General features: G+C 61.2%; 18 protein-coding genes and 1 other RNA gene. 7 read left to right on the top strand and 12 right to left on the bottom strand.

What is annotated here, in order from left to right:
* The first annotated feature begins 40 nt into the window (after positions 1-40).
* Positions 41-589, top strand: a complete 549-nt coding sequence (locus tag AACY31_RS11100; protein WP_122567915.1) for an adenine phosphoribosyltransferase — start codon at positions 41-43, stop codon at positions 587-589.
* Positions 590-659: 70 nt separating this feature from the next.
* Here AACY31_RS11100 and recR read toward each other — a convergent pair whose 3' ends face one another.
* The 4 genes from recR to dnaX all read right to left on the bottom strand — a co-directional run bounded on the left by recR (position 660) and on the right by dnaX (position 5,117).
* On the bottom strand, positions 660-1,262 hold the full coding sequence (recR, locus tag AACY31_RS11095; RefSeq protein ID WP_339491295.1) for a recombination mediator RecR: 603 nt from the start codon (positions 1,260-1,262) through the stop codon (positions 660-662).
* A 66-nt stretch (positions 1,263-1,328) separates the two neighbouring features.
* Entirely contained in the window at positions 1,329-2,363 is a 1,035-nt protein-coding gene (locus tag AACY31_RS11090; protein ID WP_339504464.1) for an NADP-dependent oxidoreductase, read from the bottom strand.
* Positions 2,364-2,638: 275 nt separating this feature from the next.
* On the bottom strand, positions 2,639-2,977 hold the full coding sequence (locus tag AACY31_RS11085) for a YbaB/EbfC family nucleoid-associated protein (protein ID WP_339477066.1): 339 nt from the start codon (positions 2,975-2,977) through the stop codon (positions 2,639-2,641).
* A 64-nt stretch (positions 2,978-3,041) separates the two neighbouring features.
* Positions 3,042-5,117 (bottom strand): DNA polymerase III subunit gamma/tau, encoded by a 2,076-nt coding sequence (dnaX, locus tag AACY31_RS11080; RefSeq protein WP_339476770.1) that lies wholly within the window; start codon positions 5,115-5,117, stop codon positions 3,042-3,044.
* A gap of 143 nt (positions 5,118-5,260) precedes the next feature.
* Between dnaX and AACY31_RS11075 the strand changes: the two genes are divergently transcribed.
* The gene (locus AACY31_RS11075; RefSeq protein WP_339476767.1) at positions 5,261-6,031 is read left to right on the top strand and encodes a substrate-binding periplasmic protein; all 771 of its coding nucleotides are present in this window, start codon (positions 5,261-5,263) and stop codon (positions 6,029-6,031) included.
* Here the strand turns inward: AACY31_RS11075 and AACY31_RS11070 are convergent.
* Positions 5,977-7,725, bottom strand: a complete 1,749-nt coding sequence (locus tag AACY31_RS11070; RefSeq protein WP_339504462.1) for a putative bifunctional diguanylate cyclase/phosphodiesterase — start codon at positions 7,723-7,725, stop codon at positions 5,977-5,979. The two genes, AACY31_RS11075 and AACY31_RS11070, sit on opposite strands and share 55 nt — an antisense overlap.
* 339 nt (positions 7,726-8,064) lie before the next feature.
* Between AACY31_RS11070 and AACY31_RS11065 the strand changes: the two genes are divergently transcribed.
* The gene (locus AACY31_RS11065; protein WP_339476763.1) at positions 8,065-8,379 is read left to right on the top strand and encodes a helix-turn-helix domain-containing protein; all 315 of its coding nucleotides are present in this window, start codon (positions 8,065-8,067) and stop codon (positions 8,377-8,379) included.
* Between the two features lie 186 nt (positions 8,380-8,565).
* Here AACY31_RS11065 and ffs read toward each other — a convergent pair.
* The 7 genes from ffs to AACY31_RS11030 form a co-directional block, all read right to left on the bottom strand.
* Positions 8,566-8,662: signal recognition particle sRNA small type (gene ffs / locus AACY31_RS11060), an RNA gene on the bottom strand.
* 543 nt (positions 8,663-9,205) lie between these two features.
* Positions 9,206-9,589, bottom strand: a complete 384-nt coding sequence (locus AACY31_RS11055) for a hypothetical protein (RefSeq protein WP_339476761.1) — start codon at positions 9,587-9,589, stop codon at positions 9,206-9,208.
* Between the two features lie 154 nt (positions 9,590-9,743).
* Positions 9,744-10,904 (bottom strand): zinc-binding metallopeptidase family protein, encoded by a 1,161-nt coding sequence (locus AACY31_RS11050; protein WP_339476758.1) that lies wholly within the window; start codon positions 10,902-10,904, stop codon positions 9,744-9,746.
* Between the two features lie 148 nt (positions 10,905-11,052).
* Positions 11,053-13,410: an NAD-dependent DNA ligase LigA gene (ligA, locus tag AACY31_RS11045; RefSeq protein WP_339476755.1), complete on the bottom strand. Its 2,358-nt coding sequence runs from the start codon at positions 13,408-13,410 to the stop codon at positions 11,053-11,055.
* 194 nt (positions 13,411-13,604) lie between these two features.
* The gene (gene zipA, locus AACY31_RS11040; RefSeq protein WP_339476753.1) at positions 13,605-14,450 is read right to left on the bottom strand and encodes a cell division protein ZipA; all 846 of its coding nucleotides are present in this window, start codon (positions 14,448-14,450) and stop codon (positions 13,605-13,607) included.
* A gap of 257 nt (positions 14,451-14,707) precedes the next feature.
* On the bottom strand, positions 14,708-18,196 hold the full coding sequence (smc, locus tag AACY31_RS11035) for a chromosome segregation protein SMC (RefSeq protein WP_339476750.1): 3,489 nt from the start codon (positions 18,194-18,196) through the stop codon (positions 14,708-14,710).
* Position 18,197: 1 nt separating this feature from the next.
* Positions 18,198-18,857: a GntR family transcriptional regulator gene (locus AACY31_RS11030; protein ID WP_339476747.1), complete on the bottom strand. Its 660-nt coding sequence runs from the start codon at positions 18,855-18,857 to the stop codon at positions 18,198-18,200.
* 345 nt (positions 18,858-19,202) lie between these two features.
* Here AACY31_RS11030 and xdhA point away from each other — a divergent pair, with 345 nt between their 5' ends.
* The 4 genes from xdhA (at position 19,203) to guaD (ending at position 25,330) form a co-directional block, all read left to right on the top strand.
* On the top strand, positions 19,203-20,657 hold the full coding sequence (xdhA, locus tag AACY31_RS11025; protein WP_339476744.1) for a xanthine dehydrogenase small subunit: 1,455 nt from the start codon (positions 19,203-19,205) through the stop codon (positions 20,655-20,657).
* Entirely contained in the window at positions 20,650-23,049 is a 2,400-nt protein-coding gene (gene xdhB / locus AACY31_RS11020) for a xanthine dehydrogenase molybdopterin binding subunit (RefSeq protein ID WP_339504460.1), read from the top strand. The genes xdhA and xdhB overlap by 8 nt, the downstream gene beginning before the upstream one ends.
* Before the next feature lie 114 nt (positions 23,050-23,163).
* On the top strand, positions 23,164-24,006 hold the full coding sequence (gene xdhC / locus AACY31_RS11015; RefSeq protein ID WP_339504458.1) for a xanthine dehydrogenase accessory protein XdhC: 843 nt from the start codon (positions 23,164-23,166) through the stop codon (positions 24,004-24,006).
* Positions 24,007-24,025: 19 nt separating this feature from the next.
* Positions 24,026-25,330, top strand: a complete 1,305-nt coding sequence (gene guaD, locus AACY31_RS11010) for a guanine deaminase (RefSeq protein ID WP_339476737.1) — start codon at positions 24,026-24,028, stop codon at positions 25,328-25,330.
* Positions 25,331-25,374: the final 44 nt, after the last annotated feature.

Genomic DNA, 25,374 nt, shown 5'->3' with positions numbered 1-25,374 from the left:
TATACTGCCGCGTTTGCAGCTCAGCCAGGACACCTCCACGATGGTTTTTGACTCCTTCGATATCAAATCCCTGATTCGCCCGGTGATCGATTTCCCCAAGCCCGGCGTGATCTTTCGCGACATTACCCCCCTGTTCCAATCCCCGACCGCCCTGCGGCTGGTCATGGACAGTTTCGCCCACCGGTATGTCGAGGCCGAGTTCACTCACATCGGCGCGATGGATGCGCGGGGTTTCCTGATTGGCTCGATCCTGGCCTATCAGTTGAACAAGCCGCTGATCTTGTTTCGCAAGCAAGGCAAGCTGCCGGCTGATGTACTGGCCGAGGGTTACCAGACCGAATACGGCGAAGCCTTCCTTGAAGTGCACGCCGACAGCTTGTGCGAGGGTGATTCGGTGGTGATGTTCGATGACCTGATCGCCACTGGCGGCACGCTGATCGCCGCTGCCAACCTGATCCGCCGCATGGGCGCCAAGGTCCATGAAGCCGCGGCGATCATCGACTTGCCGGAACTGCTCGGATCCCAGCGCCTGGAAGACATGGGGATTGCCACGTTCTGCCTGACGCAGTTCTCGCTCAGCGAAAAATAATCAACGAACGATAATCGAACCGAATGTGTGTGTGCGGGGTTGCTCGCGCCCACAGGGGGTTGTGTTGCTGTTACAACGCGATCGGCTTGCGCCCCGCAAACGAATGCGCCAGCGTCCCGCCATCCACCAACTCGAGCTCCCCACCCAGCGGTACGCCGTGGGCGATGCGCGAGGCGATCAGGCCTTTGTGGTTGAGCAGTTGGGCGATGTAATGGGCGGTGGCTTCGCCTTCGACCGTCGGGTTCGTAGCAAGGATGACTTCCGTAAACGTACCCGCTTCTTCGATCCGCGCAATCAACTGTGGAATGCCGATGGCTTCAGGCCCCAAGCCGTCGAGCGGTGACAAATGGCCCTTGAGCACGAAATAACGGCCACGAAAACCGGTCTGCTCGACCGCATACACATCCATCGGCCCTTCCACCACGCAGAGCAGGCTGTCGTCTCGACGCGGGTCGGCACATTGTGGGCAGAGGTCGTCTTCGGTGAGGGTGCGGCATAAACGGCAATGCCCTACGCCTTCCATGGCCTGGCTCAGGGCCTGGGCCAGACGCGAACCGCCGCTGCGATCACGCTCAAGCAATTGCAACGCCATGCGCTGGGCAGTTTTCTGACCCACGCCCGGCAACGTTCGCAGGGCATCGATCAGTTGGCGAATCAAAGGGCTGAAGCTCATGGAGGAAATGTCCGACATAACAACGAGACGCGGTTTATACCTGCGCCTCCGATTAGCGTCAAATACTCAATCCTGCGCGACCCGCACCACCAACTTGCCGAAGTTGCGCCCTTCCAACAGGCCGATAAACGCCTGTGGCGCATTCTCAAGGCCATCGACCACGTCCTCACGGAACTTGACCTTGCCATCACGCACCCAAGGGACCATGGCGCTGATGAACTCCGGCTGACGGTCACCGTAGTCATCAAACACGATAAACCCCTGGATCCGCACGCGCTTGTTCAGCAAGGTGCGCTGTAGTTGCGGCAAGCGATCCGGGCCGCTCGGTGCCTGATGATCGTTGTAGGAAGCGATCAGGCCACAGAGCGGGATCCGCGCCTTGGCGTTGAGCAATGGCACGACGGCATCGAACACCTTGCCCCCGACATTTTCGTAATAGATATCGATGCCCTTGTCGCAAGCCTGCGCCAGCGCCTGGGCAAAACTCGGGCTCTTGTGGTCGACACAGGCGTCGAATCCCAGCTCGTCGACCACGTACTGGCATTTCTCGCTGCCACCCGCGACGCCGACGACACGCAGGCCCTTGATCTTCGCCACCTGGCCGACCACCGAGCCCACCGCACCTGAGGCCGCCGCGACCACCAGGGTCTCCCCGGCCTTGGGTTGGCCAATGTCCATCAGCCCCATGTAAGCGGTCATGCCCGGCATGCCCAGCACGCCCAGGGCCATCGACGGGCTCGGCAGCCCCGAAGGGATGGGCATCACGTTGCGTCCGTCGCTGATGCTGTGGCTCTGCCAACCGGTGGCTCCCACCACCCGATCACCCTCCTGGAATTTCGGGTGCATCGAGCGTTCCACGCGGCTGACGGCGCCGCCGGTCATCACCTCGTCGATTTTTACCGGAGCAGCGTAGGAAGGCGCGTCACTCATTCGCCCGCGCATGTACGGATCCAGGGAAAGGAACTGCGTCTTGAGCAGGATCTGCCCTTGCGCCAGCTCCGGCAGCGTCACGTGCTCCAGACGAAAGTTGTCCGGGGTCGGGGCGCCGTGAGGACGGGAGGCCAGGACGATGCGCTGGTTGGAGGTCGATGCTTGTGACATGGAAGCGTCTCCTTGATCGTTGAGTAGCACGTATAGGGAGCAGACCATTGCCGAGGGGGCGGCGTTCGATGTGTGTTCAGCGGGTACTTGTGAGAGCAAGGCTTGCTCGCGATGCAGACACCTCGGTTCGCCGGAGCCGCACGTCATCGTTCATCGCGGGCAAGCCTGGCTCCCCCAGGTATGATTTCGGCCACCGCCCGCTCCAATGACAGAAACAAAAATGCCAGGCGCGATGCCTGGCATTGTGTGTAGCCCATCCCGACCAGGATGGCGAATCAGAACGGCAGTTTCATGCCCGGCGGCATTTGCATGCCGGCCGTCACGCCAGACATCTTGTCCTGGCTGTTGGCTTCGATCTTGCGCACCGCGTCATTGACGGCGGCGGCGAACAGCGCTTCGAGCATCTCCTTGTCGTCTTCGCTCAGGCCTTCGACCACGCTTGGGTCGATGCTGACGCGCTTGATGTCGTGGCGACCGGTCATGACCACGGTCACCATGTCGCCGCCGGACTTGCCGGTGACTTCGGCGTTGGCCAGTTCTTCCTGCATCTTGGCCATTTTTTCCTGCATCTGCTGCGCCTGCTTCATCAGGCCGGCCATGCCACCTTTCATCATGGAAATCACCTCGAAAGTACTTGGATAAACAACGCGCCCGGCCCGTTCGGCCCGGCGCCTTCAGTTATGAGCCCTGGATGACCGGGGCCTCGACAGGTTCAATAGTATCGTGACGGACCACGGCGCCGAACTGTTGCATCATCTGTTGGATGAATGGATCGCCGTGGATCGACTCCTCGGCTTCGCGCTGACGGTCGGCACGGCGCCGGGACGCGGCCTGGGCCGGGGTCTCCTGCTCGGGCTTGATCAGCTCGATGGTCAGCGTCAGGGTGCGTTGGTGATACTGGTTCAGCGCATCGTTTAGGCGACGTTGCTGGGTTGCGTTGAACAGGGCGCTGTGGGCCGGGTCCAGGTGCAGCAGCCAGTGGTCGCCTTCCACGGCGATCAGCGTGCAGTTGGCGGCGATGCTACCGGTCATGCCGCTGATCGGCAGTTTAGGAAACAGCTCCAGCCATTGCAGGGCCAGCCCGGTGGCCGGCATCGCCGCGGGTTCCGGCTCAGGCTCGGGGGCCGGCTCCGCGGCGTGCTCGCTGGCCAGTTCGTCCAGGTAGCTGTAGGCCGAATCCATGTCTGGCTCGATGTAATCCTCGTCCAGCGGCGGTTCGTCGTCCTGGTCGATGCCTGGCGTGGCGACATCGACGTCGGCCACGGTCGGTTCGGGCACCGCCGCGGCAACCCACTCCGGCGCATCGGGCACCACGCTGTCGGGCGCCGGCAAAGGCATCGGCGGCAACTCAGGCTGCTCGGCGATGGTCTCCAAGACCGGCTCCACGGCAGATTGCTGGGCAACCTCAGGCTCGACCGGATCGTTCCAGGGCAGATCGACGACGGCTTCGGCGACAGAGTCTGACAGCACCTCAACAACCGGTTCAGGTTCTGGCTCAGGGGCCGCAACAACAGGTGTCGGGGCCGGTGGCGCCACAGGTGCCGGTGCTACCGGAGCCGAAGCCACTGCCGGCGCAACGACTGGCGCGCCAGCCACTGGCTTGGCGGAATCAGCTGTGGCCTGGCTGATCCCCACTGGCTTTAGCGCTTGCCTCGGGGCGTCCGCCGTGTCGGCTGGCCGGAACGCCAGCATTCGCAGCAGGACCATTTCGAAGCCCCCGCGCGGATCTGGTGCCAGGGGCAGGTCGCGACGGCCAATCAGGCCCATCTGGTAATAGAACTGCACATCTTCGGCCGGCAACGCCTGGGCCAGGGCCAGTACGCGATCACGGTCGCCGTGGCCGTTGTCGACGCCATCAGGCAAGGCCTGGGCGATGGCGACCCGGTGCAGCACGTTGAGGATTTCCGAGAGCACGCCATTCCAGTCCGGGCCCTGCTCGGCCAGGTGGCGCACCGCTTCGAGCAACGCTTTCGCGTCGCCTTCGATCAGCGCATGCAAAACGTCATAAACCTGGCCGTGATCGAGGGTGCCGAGCATGGCCCGGACATCCGCAGCCATGACCTTGCCTTCACCGAAAGCGATGGCCTGGTCGGTCAGACTCATGGCGTCGCGCATCGAACCATCGGCGGCGCGGCCCAGCAGCCACAGCGCATCATCCTCGAAGGGCACGTTCTCTACGCCCAGTACGTGGGTCAGGTGCTCGACCACCCGCTCCGGCGTCATGTTCTTGAGGGAGAACTGCAGGCACCGCGACAAAATCGTTGCAGGAAGTTTCTGCGGGTCGGTGGTCGCCAGGATGAACTTGACGTAGGGTGGCGGTTCTTCGAGGGTCTTGAGCAGCGCATTGAAGGAATGGCTGGAGAGCATGTGCACTTCGTCGATCAGGTAGACCTTGAAGCGCCCACGGCTCGGCGCGTACTGCACGTTGTCGAGCAGCTCGCGGGTGTCTTCGACCTTGGTGCGGCTGGCGGCGTCGATCTCGATCAGGTCGACGAAACGGCCCTCGTCGATTTCCCGGCAGACCGAGCACTCGCCGCAAGGCGTGGAAGTGATGCCGGTTTCACAGTTCAGGCACTTGGCAATGATCCGCGCGATGGTGGTCTTGCCCACGCCACGGGTACCGGTGAACAGGTAGGCATGGTGCAGCCGCTGGCTGTCCAAGGCATTGATCAGAGCCTTGAGCACATGGGTCTGGCCGACCATTTCGCGGAACGAGCGCGGACGCCATTTACGTGCAAGAACCTGATAACTCATCGAAAACCGTCGCAACGAAGGAACATAAGCGGCTAATGCTAGCGGAGCAGGGGCGAAATTGCATCCGGTGTGCTCGTCTAATCTGACTAAGATTGGATCAGAAACCCGGTTGTCGACACGGTTTTGCACAGTCAGGAGAGTTTATGCGTTCAGCCATGGGGGCTTTGCTGTTGTTGGGTACCAGTTGCTTTGCCGAGCAAGCACCCTTGCGTTTCGCCGTTACCGACAGCTGGGCGATGCCCATGGTGCAGATCGAACGAGGGCGCCCGACCCAGGGCATCCTTCCCGATATAATGACCAGCCTGGCGACCCAGGTGGGGCTGCCGGCGCAATTCCATGTCCTGTCCCGCGCCCGCCTCGACGGCGCGATGAAACACGGCGAAATCGACATGCGTTGCTACGTCAGCCCCGACTGGCTGGAGGACAGTGGCGATTACCTCTGGAGCATCCCGTTGTTTTTCCAGCGCGACCTGCTCGTCGCCACGGCAAGCGCCCCTGCGGCGGTCACAATAGCCACGCTGCCGGAGCAGCCCATCGGCACGGTACTCGGCTATAGCTACCCGACCTTGCAACCCTGGTTCGACCGCAGCCGACTGCACCGCGACGATGCCCGCAGCCAGGAACAAGTGCTGGCGAAACTGCTGGCCGGACGTTATCGCTACGGGATCAGCAACCAATGGGCGCTGGACTGGTTCAATCAACGTCATACCGCTGATCGGCAGCTCCATGAAGTGGCAGTGCTTCAGGAACAGCAGTTGAGCTGTTATGTGCGCAACGACCCGAACATTCCAGCACAACGCATTCTGAGTACCTTGTTGGACATGAAAACATCCGGGGAAATCGACGCGATCATCCAGCTTTACACTGGCCGCAGTGACGCATCGCAGGCCAGGAGCGAGGCGCCCTCCCCCTGATCGCCGGGCCGCTGCTGCCATTGCGAAGGCGGGATGAACCCCTGCACCCAGCCGGGTATCTGTTCGGGTGGCATGGGCCGAGCGATGAAATAACCTTGTGCCACCTCGCAGCCCAGGCTCAACAGCAGTTGACCATGCTCAAGGCTATCCAACCCTTCGGCAACCACCTCACGGCCAAACGCCCGAGCCAGGCCGATCACCGCTTCGGTCAGTGCCAGGTCGTCGCGGTCGTGGAGAATGTCGCGGACAAAGGTCTTGTCGATCTTGATGGTTTGCGTGCGCAGATGCTTGAGATCGTTGAGCGAGCAGTAGCCCGTGCCGAAACCGCCCAGCGAAAACCCCACGCCCAGAGCATGGCAGGCCTGGAGGCAGGCGCTGACGTGGGCAAGGTTTTCCACCGCGACAGATTCGACAATCTGCAGATCCAACAGGCGTGGCGGTACCGCCGGATGCCGTTCCAGCACCTGTCGCAGCCGCTCGACAAAGTCCGCCCGCTGGAAATGCCGCGCCGAGATATTGATGCTCACCGGCCAACCCTGCCCCGCTTGCAGCCATTGCTGCAACTGGGTCAATACCTGCTCCATGACCCACTCGCCGATCTCGACGATCAGGTCGGTCTCTTCCACCAGCGGTAGGAACTCCCGAGGCGGTACCAGGCCGCGTTGCGGATGCTTCCAGCGCAGCAGCGCCTCAAGCCCAACCACGGTGCCATGACGCATATTGACCTTGGGCTGGAAATGCAGCCGCAGTTCATTATCGGCCAGCGCCTGGCGGACCCGCTCGACTGTCTGGTAAGTGGCGCGCACTTCCTTGTCCCGGGACACATCAAACAAGTGGAAACGATTGCGCCCGCTTTGCTTGGCCACGTACATCGCCTGGTCGGCGTGGCGCAACAACGTCTCAGCGTCTTCGTTATCCCACGGAAACAGTGTGACGCCAATACTGGCAAAGACCTTGATGTCCTTCCCGTCAATGCCATACGGCATGGAAACGGCGATCAACACCCGGTTCAAGGCGGCGTGCAACTCATCCTTCCCACGCACATGGCGCAGCACCAGCACGAACTCGTCCCCACCCAGCCGCGCCACCACATCCTCGCCACGCACGATACTGCGCAGGCGCCTGGCGACCTCCACCAGCAGCCGATCACCGCTGGCATGGCCATAACCGTCATTGACCGCCTTGAAGCCGTCGAGGTCGAGCATGCACACCGCCAGGGGCAGGTTCTCCGCCCGGGAAAACGCCAGGGCCTGATCCAACAGATCGGACAGATAAGTGCGGTTGGGCAATCCGGTCAGCACATCGTGACCTACCCGCCATTGCAGCGAATGCAGCAGGCGACGCTTCTCGCTGACGTCGAAACGAATCGCCAGGTAGCGTTCGATTTGCCCTGTCTCGTCATCAATCACCGGCACCAGGGTGGTGTCGACCCAGTGCAGCGTACCGTCCTTGGCCCGGTTGCAAATTTCCCCTTTCCAAACCTGGCCCAGGGCAATAGTGCGCCACATGCTGTTGAAGAATTCGTCAGGGTGCTCACCGGAATTGAGCAGCCGATGATTCACGCCCAGCAACTCATCGCGCCGGTAACCAAAAAGGCTGCAAAATTGATCGTTGACGTAGGTGATGCGCCCGCTCAGATCGGTTTCGGAAAAAATCGCGGCGGCGTCAACGGCTCTGCGGTACTTCTTATCCATCGAAGCAGTCATCCATGAGTCAGGCTCATTTGTCGCGCGCGGTTGCACCGCCTTCAAGACAGGCGAAAATCAACTAGGCTCAAACACTTTGAGAAAAGCTGGAGCGCGGGCTTCTGGCGGTGCTAAGGGAGGGCTTCAGCCCTTGCCTTGTATCACGGCAAGAAACGCAAGACCCGGTCTCTGTACACACTCCGGCGCCTGAAGCAGGTCACCAAATACCCGTGCCAAAGGCCGATTCTACGAAACACATCACACTTTGCAAAGCAAGGTGATGGATCACGCGGTTGCCTAATGCGAAAATCTATCGTTAAGTTCTTGATTCTAAATGGGAATTAAGCGATGCGAATTTCAAGTTTGGGTCCGGCCATCAGACGCTACCGCAAAGTAGCGGGGCTTACTCAGGCTGAACTTGGCGAAAAAACCGGTTTCGACCCCAAAACCATCAGCCGCTTCGAAACCGGCACCTACACCCCCAGCGTCGAAGCCTTGTTCCTGCTTGCCAATGTGCTGGATGTAGAGCTGAAAGCCTTTTTTGCCGACATGGGTAATGAGGACGAACAGCGAGCGTATCTGTTCGGCGTCATACACAAAGCCACCTCCAAGGACCTGGGAAAGCTGATCGCAGCGGTCGATCAGGCCTTGTCCAAGCCTTGATGCAGATGTGAAAGAGAAGCCGGGACTGTCGATGGGAGGCAGGCCGGGTTTCTCTTTGACTTCGGCCTGTCCTGCCTGGCCAAAACCTGAACAGCAGAACGCACTGATCGACTCGATCAGCAACACAAAAAGAAATTTTGAATTTGGCAGACCTTGCGAACGAAGGCCTGAGCGTTATGGAGGCAACCCCACCAGCCACACCCCGGCACACAATGTTCCCGCTGTGGCTGCTTCCTTCCGGATCTGACCAGGTTCACGGGTAATCGTTGCGGGGGGACCGATGGGGTCACCATAACGACGCCCGCCTGACGGCGAGCCGCGCCATTGTACCTATCTGGTGGGAAGTTACAACCGTTCGTGCCGGATTAAAAAACTGAAGGTGTTCAAGCACTTGCCGTGGGAACAAAGCTTGCTCGCGATGACGTCGGCCCATTAGCCATGGTTGCAAGCTGACCCACCGCTTGCTCGCGAAGGCGTCGGTACATTCAACATCAATGCTTGCACTAGTGTCCTGTGTCGCAAATACGTTCGTTTTTTGACGAATGGCTGTTGTCGTCTGGACGCGACGAGTCATGGCCCGCTATGGCGAGGAGCGGCACGCAGCATGACAACAACAGCCACGTCAAAAAGGAACAGCATTTGTGATACCGGACACTAGGCACTCACAACTAACCCTCCAAATAGCTATCAACATTAAACCTCAGCAACTGCCAATTTTATTATTTAACGACCATCAATCGTTTTTCTTTCGCCAGCAGATTGGTTTCCGGCAAAGGCAATAACGCCCACTAAAAATAGTGGACGTTATTGCTGAAATTTCTCTCAATCACGACGAGGTTTTACAGACGACTACCGGGCAGAACGGCCCATACTCGCCATTGAGCGCTTGAGCTCGAACTTGAACATTGAAATAAACCGGCCGGGCTGCCCCGCTGACGCCGATCTCATGTCGATACCAGCCACGGTGATCCGGCCGCACTCTGGTTGCAGGGACAAATTCTCCCTCACCACCCGCCACAGCCTGCACCCTGAAGGTGTGCGCGGCAATCTGGTCGGGGCGGATATTATCCGGGATCTGCCAAGCCAATATGATCGTGTATCGGCTTTGCCCGGCCTGGGAAAGCCTGCGTGGCGCGTTAGGCACTACCACCATTGCATCCATATCATTATTTTCCATCGTATCTTCCCTAATAAAAAAGCCATCATCCATGGCGGCTTTCATGCTAAAGGAAAATATGAACGACAGGTATAATCAAAACAAATGGTATCACTTAACTTTGCCAACCTCTCATGAAGAGCGGGCAATGCACTTGATACGTTCAATACCGACTTGGATGTTCAATCCATTCGCCGCGCGAGCAAAACTACAACAGCACCTCATCCGCCCGGCCACCCTCCTCCTGGATCACCAGATGAATGAAATGCAGCTTGGTAATAACGGCGGCCGGTACGACGAACGGGTAGAAATCCGGTTGACCCATGCTGCGGGACAGTTCGTTGAGCATGCCTGCCAGTTCGATCCAGGCGTTGACGAACGAGAGGAAGGCCGCACCGCCAGCGCGCTCGGAATCGTATAGGGTTTCGGGCGGGAACGGCTGGTAGTCGAAATCCATTTCCCGGGCGCTCATACCGAAACCCAGAGCAGTGTCCACCGCGTCCATCATGTGCAGGTAATGGGCCCAGGTTTCCGCCCAGTCCTCCCATGGGTGCATAGTGGCATAGGCGCTGACGTAGCAGGTTTGCCAGTCCTGCGGCGCGCCTTGCTGGTAGTGCCGTTCCAGGGCTTGAGCGTAGCTGGCGCGCTCATCGCCGAACAGCTCGCGAAACGCCTCGAGCCAATGGCTGTTGGCGACCAGCCGGTCCCAGTAGTAGTGCCCCACCTCATGCCGGAAATGCCCGAGCAAGGTGCGATACGGCTCACGCATCTGCTGGCGCATATTTTCGCGATGGGCGTCGTCAGCTTCCTTGATGTCGAGGGTGACCAGTCCACTAGCGTGACCGGTGGTGGGTGGCGTGCCGTCGGGATCGACACCGATGAAATCAAACGCCAAACCGATGCTTTCGTCGACGGTTTTCGGGATGACCGGCAGGCCAAAAGTAATCAACTGCCCGACCAGTCGACGCTTGGCGGTCTCGACCTTGCACCAGCGTTCGGGATTTTCCGGGATCGACAGGTCAGGAATGGTGCGATTCAGGCTACAAGCGATGCACAGGGTATCGCGCCCATTGTCCGGCAGCAGCCAATTGCAGGCCGCCGGGGTGTCAAGGTTGGCGCAACGGCGAAACAGCCCGGCTTGGGGATCGGCGTCCAGTGTCCAAGTCCCGGCTTGCTCGCCGGGTTGCAAGGAGCTCAGGCGACTCTGCTCGGGTTGATAACCCAGCGCCGCCAGGCAGGCCAGGCATTGGCTGTTGCGAAAGAACAATGACTGACCACAGCGGCACGGCCAGACTTTGCTGTTACGTGAACGATCCCCCAGGAACGGCGCGGCGATGCGTGAGCTCAGTTGTTCGAAGAAGCGGTACATGGCGATCTCTCCCTGGAGCCTGCAAGACTAGATCATCGCCAAGAGCCGATCGTTCCCCGCCCTGCGCCATAGCGCCCAATGAACCGCGGCGAGGGAGCAAGCGTCCTCGCCACAAGAGCATGAATGTCGCCCGAGGGAAAGCTCATGGTTAAACCGTGATGCCATGCTGACTCAGGAAGACAACAAACGCCTCTTCATCCAGCACCTTGAGGCCCAGCTCATTGGCCTTGGTCAATTTCGAACCAGCACCCGGCCCCGCCACCACGCAGTGGGTTTTCGCCGACACGGAACCGGCGACCTTGGCCCCCAGGCTCTCCAGCTTGTCCTTGGCGACGTCGCGACTCATCAACTCCAGCGAACCGGTCAGCACCCAGGTATGACCTGCCTCGGGCAAGCCTTCGACGACTTTCTTCTCGCTCTGCCAATGCATGCCAAAGTCGCGCAATTGTTGTTCCGCTGCCTCGGCCTGCTGACGATTGGCGGCAACGGCAAAGAACTCGCGCACGGCATTGGCCTGCTTTTCCGGCAACGCCTGGCGCATGTCCAGCCAGTCGGCGTTCATCACCGCCTCGAGTGAACCGAATTTATCTGCCAGTTTCTGCGCCCCTCCCGGGCCGACCGAAGGGATGTTCAGCTTGTCGAGAAAGCCGCCCAGGGTCGTGCTGGCGGAGAACTCGGCGCCCAGCTCGCCTTGGTCCTGGATCTCGAGACCGTGGCGCAGCAGGTCCTTGATCACTTGGCGGTTGTGTGGGTCTTCGAAGAAGCTGTGAATCTCGTGGGCCACTTCCAGGCCGACGTCAGGCAAGTAGGTGAGCACCTGGGGCAAGGCCGCCTGCACGCGTTCCAGGGAACCGAGGGAGCGAGCCAGGACCTTGGCGGTCTCCTCGCCCACGTCCGGGATGCCAAGGGCATAGATGAAGCGCGCCAGGCTCGGCTTTTTGCTGTCGACGATGGCGGCCAGCAGGTTCTTGCTCGACAGTTCGGCAAAGCCTTCCAGGTCGACCACCTGTTCGAAGGTCAAGGCATACAGATCGGCGGGCGACCCCACCAGGCCTTCATCCACCAGTTGCTCGACGCTCTTCTCGCCCAGGCCTTCGATGTCCATGGCCCGACGCGAGACGAAGTGAATGATCGCCTGCTTGAGTTGCGCGCCACAGGCCAGGCGACCGACGCAGCGATACACCGCACCTTCGCTGATGGTTTCACGGCCCTTGCTGCGCTTGATCAGTTGCGTGCGCTCGACGTGGGAACCACACACCGGACACTGCCGGGGGATCTCCACGAGGCGGGCATCGTCCGGGCGGCGCTCGGTGATCACTTGCACCACTTGCGGGATCACATCGCCGGCACGGCGGATGATCACGGTGTCGCCGATCATCAGACCCAGGCGCGCCACTTCGTCCATGTTGTGCAAGGTAGCGTTGGCCACGGTCACGCCAGCGACCTTGACCGGTTTGAGGCGCGCCACGGGCGTGACAGCGCCGGTGCGGCCGACCTGGAACTCGACGTCGAGCAACTCGGTGAGTTCTTCTGAGGCCGGGAATTTATGAGCGATGGCCCAACGCGGTTCCCGGGCACGGAAACCCAACTCGCGCTGTGAGGCGATGCTGTTGACCTTGAACACCACCCCATCAATTTCATAAGGCAACGCATTGCGCCGCTCGCCGATGTCGCGGTAGTAATCCTGGCATTCGTCAATACCGTGGGCCAGCTTCAATTCACGGCTGATGGGCAAGCCCCAGGCCTTGAGCTGCTTGAGATTGCCGATGTGGGTATCGGCAATGTCCACGGTCACCTGGCCGATACCATAGCAGCAGAACTCCAGCGGGCGGTTGGCGGTGATCTTGGAATCCAGCTGGCGCAGGCTCCCCGCCGCCGCGTTGCGCGGGTTGGCGAAGGTTTTGCCACCCACTTCCAACTGCGTAGCGTTGAGGCGCTCGAAGCCGGCCTTGGACATGTACACCTCGCCGCGCACCTCCAGCAGAGGCGGCCAGCCGCTGCCCTGCAACTTGAGGGGAATATTGCGCACGGTACGCACGTTGACACTGATGTCCTCGCCCGTGGTGCCATCACCACGCGTGGCACCACGCACCAGCATACCGTCCTGATACAACAGGCTGACCGCCAGGCCATCGAGCTTCGGTTCGCAGCTGTACTCCACCGCCGCACCACCGCCCAGCAAATCGCCCACGGGCAGGTCGAGGCCTTCGGTCACCCGCCGGTCGAATTCGCGCAGGGTGATTTCGTCGAAGGCGTTGCCCAGGCTGAGCATCGGGATCTCGTGGCGCACCTGGCTGAACGCCGACAGCGCCACGCTGCCGACCCGTTGGGTCGGGGAATCACGGGTCACCAGCTCCGGGTGCTGCTCCTCCAGGGCCTTGAGCTCGTGGAACAAGCGGTCGTACTCGGCATCCGGGATGCTCGGTTCGTCGAGGACGTGGTAGCGGTAGTTGTGCTGATCCAGCTCGGTGCGCAGCTGTTGAATACGGGTTTCGACGGCGTTCATGGGTGTTCTCTCATAAAGCAAAAGAGCAGCCTAGGCTGCTCATTCTCAATACTTCGATCGCATGTAGGCGCGTAGGAGCTGACGAGTGCAACGAGGCTGCGATCTTACCACTGACGATTGGGTCGTGAGCGAAAGATCAAAAGCTCGCAGCCTCGTTGCACTCGACAGCTCCTACAGGCCGGCGATCTTTGGCCTCAGCGCTTCTGGGTCAATGCCCTGCGCTCGAATTCGACAATGCGCTGGCGGTAGTGCTCGATCGTCTGGGCGGTCAGCACACTGCGCTGATCATCCTTGAGTTCGCCATTGAGCTCCTGGGACAACTTGCGAGCCGCGGCCACCATCACGTCGAAGGCTTGCTTGGGATGACGCGGGCCCGGCAGACCGAGGAAGAAACTCACCGCCGGCGTGCTGAAATGATCGATGTCGTCCAGGTCGAACACGCCAGGCTTGACGGCGTTGGCCATGGAAAACAGCACCTCGCCATTGCCGGCCATGCTCTCGTGACGATGGAAAATGTCCATCTCGCCAAAACGCAGGCCACTTTCCAGGATGTTCTGCAGCAACGCCGGCCCCTTGAAACCGGCCGGGTCGCGGCAGATCACGCTGATCACCAGCACTTCCTCAGCCTGGGCCTGGTCTTTGTCGGCGCTCGAGGTTTTGTTCTCGTCCGGGAAATCGTTGTCGCGGCTGCTGAAGCTCGGCCCACCGTCCAGGTCGAGGTTCAGGTTCAAATCACCCTGGGATGGCTCGCTATTGCGCTTGCCGCGCTTGGAACCCGACTCCCGTGGCTCACGGGCAGGCGCGCTCATCGACGGCAAGTCGTGTTCGTCCAGCTGCGGCTCCTTGTGGGTGTCCAGCACCCGCGGCGGGCCCAGCAGTTCGGCGCTGTCATCCTCATCGGGCAGGTTCGACAGGCTGCGATCCAGGCGAAACTTCAGTTTCCCCTTGCCGCCGCGCATACGACGCCAGCCGTCGAAAAGAATACCGGCAATGACAATGATGCCGATGACGATCAGCCACTCGCGCAGACCGATTTCCATGTAATCCCGTGCCTCTATAAAAATGCTGAAAAATAAGGGGCTTAGCTATTTGCAAACCGCTTTAAAACGTGGTGCCAACTCTATGTTCTGAATGGCATTTTGCCCACGCATACGAAAAATTGACATTAAACTAGCACGACCAAAGATAACTTTACACCGTCTGTCGCACAGGCTTGTGCCCAAACTGTGATTTGAACGACAGGCCCAGGGTAAAAAATACCTACAGCGTTCCAGGTAGAAACCCTACAAACCCTTTTTCAAGCATCCACCATGGCCATGGCCTCCTCCACATCCACCGCCACCAGCCGCGAACAGCCCGGCTCATGCATAGTCACGCCCATTAACTGATCGGCCATTTCCATGGCGATCTTGTTGTGGGTGATGTAGATGAACTGCACCGTTTCAGACATCTCCTTCACCAGCCGTGCGTAACGGCCTACGTTAGCGTCGTCCAGTGGCGCGTCGACTTCGTCGAGCATGCAGAACGGCGCCGGGTTCAATTTGAAGATGGCAAAGACCAGGGCCAGCGCGGTCAGTGCCTTTTCGCCACCGGAGAGCAAATGGATGGTGCTGTTCTTCTTGCCAGGAGGACGCGCCATGATTGTCACTCCTGTATCGAGTAAATCTTCGCCCGTCAGTTCCAAATAGGCGCTGCCACCACCGAAAACTTTTGGGAAAAGTGCCTGCAAACCGCCGTTGATCTGATCAAAGGTATCCTTGAAGCGGTTGCGGGTTTCCTTGTCGATCTTGCGAATGACGTTTTCCAGAGTCTCCAGCGCTTCCACCAGATCGTCGTTCTGGGCGTCCAGGTAGCGCTTGCGCTCGGACTGCTGCTGGTACTCGTCGATGGCCGCCAGGTTGATTGCCCCCAGGCGCTGGATGCGCTGGGCAATGCGCTCCAGTTCCTCCTCGGCGTCCTTCTCGTTCGCCCCTGTCACCAGGGTGGCGAGCACGCCGTCGAGGTCGTAGCCGTCTTCCAGCAGTTGGTCCTGCAAAGCTTTGCGCCGCACCGTCAGGGCTTGCCACTCCATGCGCTGCTGTTCCATCTGGCCGCGGATCAGTTGCGACTGCTGCTCGGCCTGGCTGCGGCGCTTTTCGGCATCGCGCAGTTCACGGTCGGCATCCTCCAGGGCGATCTGCGCCGTCTTGAGCTCTTCGTCGACGCTCATGCGCTTGTCGAGCAACTCTTCGAGCTTGAGGCGCAGCTCTTCCAGCGGCGCTTCGCCCTCCTCCAGATTGAGGCTCAACTGCTCGCGTTTTTCGGTCAGGCGTTCGGACTGCATTTCCAGCCGTTCCAATGCTTGGCGCGTGGAATCGTGCTGGGCCTTGAGCGAGCCCAAGCGCACCGCCAATTGATGAGCATGGTCCTTGTGCTGGCGTGCTTCCTGGCGCACTCGGTCCAGGCGTTCTCGCAAGCTGTCACGCTGGGCCAGCAGCAGCTCGCGCTGCTCGGTGTCCAGCGCCATGGCATCGAGGGCTTCTTGCAGTTGCAAGCGCGCCTCGCCGATCTGTTCGTGCTCCAGCGCCCGTTGCTCGCCCAGTTCGGTGATTTCTTCTTCCAGACGGGTGCGGCGCAGCGCCAGCTGTTCGACTTTAGCCTTGCCGGCCGACAACTGCGCCTTGAGCTCGCCTTGCTGGCGCGCTTCATCCTGCAGCAGCCGACGCAGGTGTTCGCGGCCGTTCTCCTGCTGACGCTGCTGCGCCCGCAGGTTTTGCAATTCGGTTTCCAGGGCTTCGACGCTGGCCTCGCGCTCTTCGCGCTCGGCACTCAGGCGCTGGATTTCCTGACCCCGAGCGAGCATGCCGCTCTCGGCTTCGCTGGCCCGGCGCACCCGCAGGAAATGCCGACCAACCCAATACCCGTCGCGGCTGATCAGGCTTTCGCCGGCCGCCAACTGCCCACGCAGGGCCAAGGCCTGCTCAAGGCTGTCCACCGGCTTGACCTGCCCCAGCCAGGGCGACAGGTCGACCTGGGCCTCGACCTTGTCCAGCAAACTGCCGGGGATTCGTACGCCGTCGCCAGCCGGGCTGAGCAGGCGCAGATCGCCCTGGGTGAAACCCGACAGGTCGAAGCCAGCGAAGTCATCCACCAGCACCGCTTGCAGGTCGGCACCCAGCACGGTTTCCACCGCCAGCTCCCAACCGGCATCGACCTTCAGGCCCTCGGCCAGTCGCGGACGCTCGGCCAAGTGCTGGTCGCGCAGCCATTCGGCGGTGCCGGTGCCCGGGTCCAGCGCGGCTTGCTGCAAGGCTTCCAGCGAGGCCAAGCGTCCATTGAGCCGCTGCAATTCGCCCTGGGCCTGTTGCTGGTTCTGCAAGGCCAGCAGCAAGGCCTGGCGCAGTTGCTCAAGCCGTTCGACCTGGGCGTCTTCACTGGCTTGCAAGTCTTCGAGGGTGGCTTCGCTGGCCGCCAGTTGCTCACTCAGATCCAGAATCGCCGCGTCTTCCGGATCCGCCGCGAGCAAGGCGCGCTCTTCAGACAGGCGGCGCTGACGGTCGGCCAGGCGCTCCATGCTGGTGTCCAACTGCTGGATGCGCGACTGCTGGACTTCAGCCTGACGCCGTGGCTCGGCCGAGGTCAGGTTGAAACTGTCCCACTGCTCTTGCCAGCCATGCATGGTCAGTTCGGCTTCTTCCAGGGCCGCGGCAGCCTCTTCGGCGGCGGCGCTGGTGATTTCCTGCTCCGGCGTGAGTCGGTCCAGCTCCTCGCCGAGGGTCAACAGCAAGGTGCGGTCGTGTCCCAGGTGTGATTCGGTTTCCAGGCGCGCCCGCTCAGCTTCCTTCAAGTCATCCTGCAACTGCCGCAGCCGTTGCTGACCGTGCTGGATGCTCTGCTCGACCCGGGCAATGTCCCCCCCCACGGAATAGAAGCGTCCCTGCACCAGATTGAAGCGCTCGGACAGGTCATGGTGCCCGTCGCGCAGGCGCTCAATGGCGGCATCGGCGTTGCGCTGCTCGGCCACCAGGGCTTCGAAGCTGACTTCCTGATTGCCGATGATCGCCTCACGCTGGCCGACCTGCTCGTTCAGCGCCTGCCAACGCAGGGCCGAAAGTTGGGCCTTGAGCTGGCGCTCCTCGCCCTTGTATTCCTGGTACTTCTTCGCGGCCTCGGCCTGACGATGCAAACGCTCGAGTTGGCGTTCGAGTTCTTCACGCAGGTCGGTCAGGCGCGCCAGGTTCTCGTGGGTGCGACGAATGCGGTTTTCAGTCTCGCGCCGCCGCTCCTTGTATTTGGAAATACCGGCGGCTTCTTCGATGAAGTTGCGCAGGTCTTCGGGCTTGGCCTCGATCAGCTTGGAGATCATGCCCTGTTCGATGATCGAGTAGCTGCGCGGGCCCAGGCCGGTGCCGAGGAAAATATCGGTGATGTCGCGACGCCGGCACTTGGCGCCGTTGAGGAAATAGCTGTTCTGGCTGTCGCGGGTCACTTTGCGACGAATGGAGATTTCCGCATAGGCCGCGTATTCACCCACCAGGGTGCCGTCGGAGTTATCGAACACCAGCTCGATGCTGGCCTGGCTCACCGGCTTGCGACTGGTGGAGCCGTTGAAGATGACATCGGTCATCGACTCGCCACGCAGGTTCTTGGCCGAACTTTCGCCCATTACCCAGCGCACGGCGTCGATGATGTTCGACTTGCCGCAACCATTGGGCCCGACCACCGCCGCCATATTACTGGGGAAGTTCACCGTGGTCGGGTCGACGAAGGATTTGAACCCCGCCAGCTTGATGCACTTGAGCCGCACGTCAGGCCGCCGTCAGGGCAGAAACCACCAGATCACAACTGCGCTGGGCGTAGGCCGTGAGCACGATGCGGATCTGCGGCAAATCACGGGCCAGCACGGCGGCGAGCAGGCGCTGGAACAGGTCGAGGAACTCGCTCATTTCCGCCTTGCGCTGATCCAGGGCCAGGAAATAGGCACGGCTCATGGCCGGTTGCAGGTTCTCGACGGTTTCCTGCAAATACGGGTTGTTGGCAAAGGGATAGGCAGCGCGCATCACGCTGAAGCTTTCATCGACAAAGGTGCGGATGTCCTGGCGCGCGTAGGCGTCGTTGAGACGCTGCTGGATCGCCACGAACGGCGCCATGTCGACCTGTTCTTTCCAGCCATGGGCTACGGCGTTGCCGAGCAGGATGTACAGCTCGCTCATCAGCGTGCAGAGGCTGCGCACCTTGTGTTCGGTGAGTTCGGTGACGTGGGCGCCGCGGCGCGGCAGGATCGCGATCAAGTGGCGTCGTTCCAGGATCAGCAAGGCCTCGCGGACCGAGCCGCGACTGACGTTGAGCGCCAGCGTGACCTTCTGCTCCTGGATGCGCTCTCCCGGTTTCATTTCGCCGCGAATGATGCGTTCGGCGAGGTGATGGGCGATTTGCTCGGCGAGGCTGTCCGGGGCCTTGAACGTCATGGTTGTCCTTCAAACTCTTCGATTTGCACAAGCGGCGCAGTGTAGCGCACTCGATACGTCATGGCGCAGGGCCTGTACCGGGTTTTTGGCACGATATAAGCAAAAATCCTATGGGAGCCAAGCTTGCTCGCGATAGTGGCATGGCAGCTTGCATCCATACTGAATGTATCGTCGTCATCGCGAGCAAGCTCGGCTCCCCCAGAGTTCTACAGTGTCCATAGACCGTTGCTCATCGATTGAGTGCGATTTCTTGACCCTTAAGTCAGAAAATCGTTGACCGAAAAGTCAGACCTGATAAATTCAGGCCCAAGTCGATACAACAATAATGAGTCTGCGAGGCCTTCCGTGATCCAGTTTTTACTCAACCAGGAACTCCGTAGCGAGCACGCCCTGGACCCGAACCTGACCGTGCTCAACTATTTGCGCGAACACGTTGGTAAGCCAGGCACCAAAGAAGGCTGCGCCAGCGGCGACTGTGGCGCGTGCACCGTGGTGGTGGGCGAATTGCACACGGACGCCGATGGCCGCGAGCGCATTCGCTATCGCAGCCTCAATTCGTGCCTGACCTTCGTCTCGTCCTTGCACGGCAAGCAACTGATCAGTGTCGAAGACCTCAAGCATCAGGACCAACTGCACAGCGTCCAGCAGGCGATGGTCGATTGCCACGGTTCACAATGCGGCTTCTGCACACCGGGCTTCGTCATGTCATTGTTCGCCCTGCAAAAGAACAGCGAACAACCCGACGCCCATAAAACCCACGAAGCCTTGGCCGGCAACCTCTGTCGCTGCACCGGCTACCGGCCGATCCTGGCCGCCGCCGAGCAGGCCTGCTGTGGGAAACAACCAGATCAGTTCGACGCCCGCGAGGCCGAAACCATCGCCCGCCTCAAAGCCATCGCCCCCACCGAGACCGGCGAGCTCAACAGCGGCGACAAACGCTGTCTGGTGCCGCTGACCGTGGCCGACCTGGCCGATCTTTACGATGCGTATCCCCAGGCGCGCTTGCTGGCCGGCGGTACGGATCTGGCCCTGGAAGTCACGCAATTTCACCGCACCCTGCCGGTGATGATCTACGTGGGCAACGTCGCCGAACTCCAGCGCATCGAACGCTTCGACGATCGCCTTGAGATCGGTGCCGCCGCCGCCCTCTCCGATTGCTACGAGGTCTTGAAAGCCGAGTACCCGGACTTTGGCGAATTGCTGCAGCGCTTCGCCTCGCTGCAGATCCGCAACCAGGGCACCCTGGGTGGCAACATCGGCAACGCCTCACCGATTGGCGACTCGCCACCCCTGCTGATCGCCCTCGGCGCGCAGATTGTGCTGTGCAAAGGCCAGACCCGCCGCACCCTGGCCCTGGAGGACTACTTCATCGACTACCGGGTCACCGCCCGCCAGGAAAGCGAATTCATCGAAAAGATCATCGTGCCGCGGGCCAGTGCCGAACAGGCGTTCCGCGCCTACAAGGTGTCCAAGCGTCTGGACGATGATATTTCCGCTGTATGCGCGGCGTTCAATCTGCGCATCGACAACGGCGTGGTCCGCGACGCCCGCGTGGCCTTCGGCGGCATGGCCGCGACCCCAAAACGCGCCAAGCATTGCGAAACGGTATTGATCGGTGCGCCGTGGACCGACAGCACCATTGAACGCGCCTGCGCGGCCCTGGCCGAGGATTTCACGCCGCTGTCGGACTTCCGCGCCAGCAAGGAGTACCGCCTGCTCAGCGCCCGCAACCTGTTGCGCAAATACTTCATCGAACTGCAAACGCCGCACATCGAGACTCGGGTGACCGCTTATGTCTAACCATCACACCGTAGAGAAGCCCCAAGCCGAACTCGCCGAACTGTTCGCCCGCGACCTGACCACCGGCGTGGGCCGCAGCGTCAAGCATGACAGCGCCGCCAAGCATGTGTCCGGCGAAGCACAGTACATTGATGACCGCCTGGAATTCCCGAACCAGTTGCACGTTTATGCCCGGCTATCGGACCGCGCCCACGCCCGGATCATCCGTATCGATACCGCGCCCTGCTACGCCTTCGAAGGCGTGCGCATCGCCATTACCCACCAAGACATCCCCGGCCTGAAGGACATCGGTCCACTGCTGCCCGGCGATCCGCTACTGGCCATCGATGACGTGCAGTTCGTCGGCCAACCGGTGCTGGCCGTCGCCGCCAAGGACTTGGACACCGCGCGCAAGGCGGCGATGGCAGCCATCGTCGAATACGAAGACCTGGAACCGGTGCTGGACGTGGTCGAGGCCCTGCGCAAGCGGCACTTCGTGCTCGACAGCCACACCCATCAGCGCGGCGATTCGGCCACGGCACTGGCGAGCGCCGAGCATCGCATCCAAGGCTCGCTGCACATCGGCGGCCAGGAACACTTTTACCTGGAAACCCAGATTTCCTCGGTGATGCCCACCGACGACGGCGGCATGCTCGTCTACTGCTCGACCCAGAACCCCACCGAAGTGCAAAAACTGGTGGCCGAGGTACTGGGCGTGTCGATGAACAAAGTCGTGGTGGACATGCGCCGCATGGGCGGCGGGTTTGGCGGCAAGGAAACCCAGGCCGCCAGTCCGGCGTGCCTGTGCGCCGTCATCGCGCACCTCACCGGCCAGCCGACCAAAATGCGCCTGCCCCGCGTGGAAGACATGCTGATGACCGGCAAACGCCACCCCTTCTACATCGAATACGACGTCGGCTTCGACAGCTGCGGGCGCCTGCACGGCATCGCCCTGGAACTGGCCGGCAACTGCGGTTGCTCGCCGGACCTGTCGGCCTCGATCGTCGACCGGGCAATGTTCCATGCCGACAATGCCTACTACCTGGGCGATGCAACCATCAACGGCCACCGCTGCAAGACCAACATTGCGTCGAACACCGCTTACCGGGGTTTCGGCGGGCCCCAAGGCATGGTCGCCATCGAAGAGGTGATGGATGCCATCGCCCGGCACCTGGGACTCGATCCGCTGGCCGTGCGCAAGGCCAACTACTACGGCAAGACCGAGCGTAACGTCACCCACTACTACCAGACCGTCGAGCACAACATGCTCGAGGAAATGACCGCCGAGCTTGAAGAAAGCAGCCAGTACGCCGAACGCCGCGAAGCGATCCGTCGCTACAACGCAGGCAGCCCGATCCTGAAAAAAGGCTTGGCGCTGACCCCGGTGAAATTCGGCATCTCCTTTACCGCCAGTTTCCTCAACCAGGCCGGCGCCTTGATTCACATCTACACCGACGGCAGCATCCACTTGAACCATGGCGGCACCGAAATGGGCCAGGGCTTGAACACCAAGGTTGCCCAAGTGGTGGCCGAGGTATTCCAAGTGGAAATGGACCGGGTACAGATCACCGCGACCAACACCGACAAGGTGCCGAACACTTCGCCCACCGCCGCCTCCAGCGGTGCCGACCTGAACGGCAAGGCCGCGCAGAACGCCGCCGAAACCATCAAGCGGCGCCTGGTGGAGTTCGCCGCGCGGCAGCACAAGGTCAGCGAAGAGGACGTCGAATTCCACAACGGCCATGTGCGGGTACGCGATCACATCCTGACGTTCGAGGCGCTGGTGCAGCAGGCGTATTTCGCCCAGGTCTCACTGTCGAGCACCGGCTTCTACAAGACCCCGAAAATCTACTACGACCGCAGCCAGGCCCGTGGTCGACCGTTCTACTACTACGCCTATGGCGCGGCGTGTGCCGAGGTGATCGTCGACACCCTCACCGGCGAGTACAAGATGCTGCGCACTGACATCCTCCACGACGTCGGCGCCTCGCTGAACCCGGCCATCGACATTGGCCAGGTCGAGGGCGGTTTCATCCAGGGCATGGGCTGGCTGACCATGGAAGAACTGGTGTGGAACGACAAGGGCAAGCTAGAGACCTGCGGCCCGGCCAGCTACAAGATCCCCGCCGTGGCCGACATGCCGCTGGACCTGCGGGTCAAGCTGGTGGAGAACCGCAAGAACCCCGAAGACACGGTGTTCCACTCCAAGGCCGTGGGCGAGCCGCCGTTCATGCTCGGCATCGCCGCGTGGTGCGCCATCAAGGACGCCGTGGCGAGCCTGGGGAATTACCAGCACCAACCGAACATTGACGCCCCGGCAACGCCGGAGCGGGTGTTGTGGGGGTGTGAGCAGATGCGGCAGTTGAAGACTGTGAAGCCTGCACAAGCCGCGGCCGAGCCGGTTTCGCTTTAGGCCGCAGTGCGGCCTTCGCGAGCAGGCTCGCGCCCACAGGGGAACGCAATCCAATGTGGGAGCGAGCCTGCTCGCGAAAGCGGCCGAACAGACAACAGAGATGTCGAGGTGAATATGTACAACTGGATCAGCGCCCTCGCCGACCTGCAAACCCGCGGTGAACCCTGCGTGCTGGTGACAATCATCGAAGAGCTCGGCTCCACCCCGCGCAACACCGGTTCGAAGATGGTCATCAGCGCCAGCCAGACGTTCGACACCATCGGTGGCGGGCACTTGGAATTCAAGGCAATGGAAATCGCCCGGCACATGCTCGCCAGCGGCCAGCAGAACACCCATCTGGAGCGCTTCAGTCTCGGTGCGAGCCTGGGCCAGTGCTGCGGCGGCGTGACCGTGTTGCTGTTCGAACCCATGGGCCTGGTTCAGGCGCAAATCGCCGTGTTCGGCGCCGGCCACGTCGGCCGCGCCCTAGTACCGCTGCTGGCGAGCCTGCCCTGCAAGGTGCGCTGGATCGACTCGCGGGAGGCGGAGTTCCCCGAACAGCTGCCCCATGGCGTGCGCAAGATCGTGACCGAAGAGCCCTTGGATGAAGTCGACGAATTGCCCATAGGCAGCTACTGCATCGTCATGACCCACAACCATCAGCTCGACCTGGAACTGAGCGCCGCGATCCTCAAGCGCAACGACTTTGCCTACTTCGGCCTGATCGGCTCGAAGACCAAGCGGGTCAAGTTCGAGCATCGCCTGCGTGATCGTGGTTTTGACAGCAGCACCTTGCAACGCATGCGTTGCCCGATGGGCATCGGCGAAGTCAAAGGCAAGTTGCCTGTGGAAATCGCCATCTCCATCGCCGGCGAAATCATCGCCACCTATAACGCCGATTTCGGCCAGCACACCGCCCGCGCCGAACCGATTGCCAAGCTGCTGCCGGCCTCGCGCCGTAGCCAGGCAAACCGTTGAACACTCGTTGAGAATGCCCATGCCCCTGACACGCAAAGCCTACCGCGCCGCCCTGCTCCACAGCCTCGCCGACCCGACCGAAGTCGGGATCGAGGCATCCTATGAATATTTCGAAGACGGCTTGCTGGTGGTGGAAAACGGCCAGATCAGCGCCATCGGCCACGCCCACGACCTGCTGCCGACCCTGGCAACTGACATCGCAGTCACTCATTACCCGGACGCGCTCATCACCCCTGGGTTGATCGACACCCACATCCACCTGCCACAGACCGGCATGGTCGGCGCCTATGGCGAGCAATTGCTGGACTGGCTCAACACCTACACCTTCCCCTGCGAAAGCCAGTTCGCCGACAAGGCCCACGCCGATGCCGTGGCCGACATTTTCGTCAAGGAACTGCTGCGCAACGGCACCACCACCGCGCTGGTCTTCGGCAGTGTGCACCCGCAATCGGTAAATTCGTTTTTTGAAGTGGCCCAGAAGCTCGACCTGCGGATGATCGCCGGCAAAGTGATGATGGACCGCAACGCCCCGGACTACCTGGTCGACACCGCCGAATCGAGCTACACCGAGAGCAAGGCGCTGATCGAGCGCTGGCACGGCAAGGGCCGCCTGCACTACGCCGTGACCCCGCGCTTCGCCCCCACCAGCACTCCGGAACAACTGGCCTTGGCCGGCCAGTTGCTGGGGGAATACCCCGACCTGTACCTGCAGACCCACATCAGCGAGAACCTGCAGGAAGTGCAGTGGGTCAAGGCGCTGTTCCCGGAGCGCAAGGGTTACCTGGACGTCTACGACCACTACCAGTTGCTCGGCGAGCGCTCAGTGTTCGCTCACGGCGTGCATTTATGTGACGACGAATGCGCCCGCCTGGCCGAGACCGGTTCGGCTATCGCCTTCTGCCCGACCTCAAACTTCTTCCTCGGCAGCGGCCTGTTCAACCTGCCGATGGCGGAGAAACATAAAGTGAACGTGGGGCTGGGCACCGATGTGGGTGGCGGCACCAGTTTTTCGCTGCTGCAAACCCTGAACGAAGCCTACAAGGTGATGCAGTTACAAGGCGCGCGGCTGAGCCCGTTCAAGTCGTTGTACCTGGCCACCCTCGGCGGCGCCCGGGCCCTGCGACTGGAGGACAAAATCGGGACGTTGCAGCCGGGTACCGACGCGGATTTCCTGGTGCTGGACTACAACGCCACACCGCTGCTGGGCTATCGCCTCAAGCAGGCCAAGGACATTGCCGAGCGGTTGTTCGTGTTGATGACGCTGGGGGATGACCGGACGGTGGCGCAGACGTATGCGGCCGGTCAGTTGGTGCATCAGCGATAAACTTCATTCGCCTGTCATGCCGCCAATCGCGAGCAGGCTCGCTC

This window comes from Pseudomonas sp. RL_105y_Pfl2_101, from assembly GCF_963970585.1.
GTDB lineage: Bacteria > Pseudomonadota > Gammaproteobacteria > Pseudomonadales > Pseudomonadaceae > Aquipseudomonas.
This window is presented reverse-complemented; position numbering and strand designations above follow the sequence as displayed.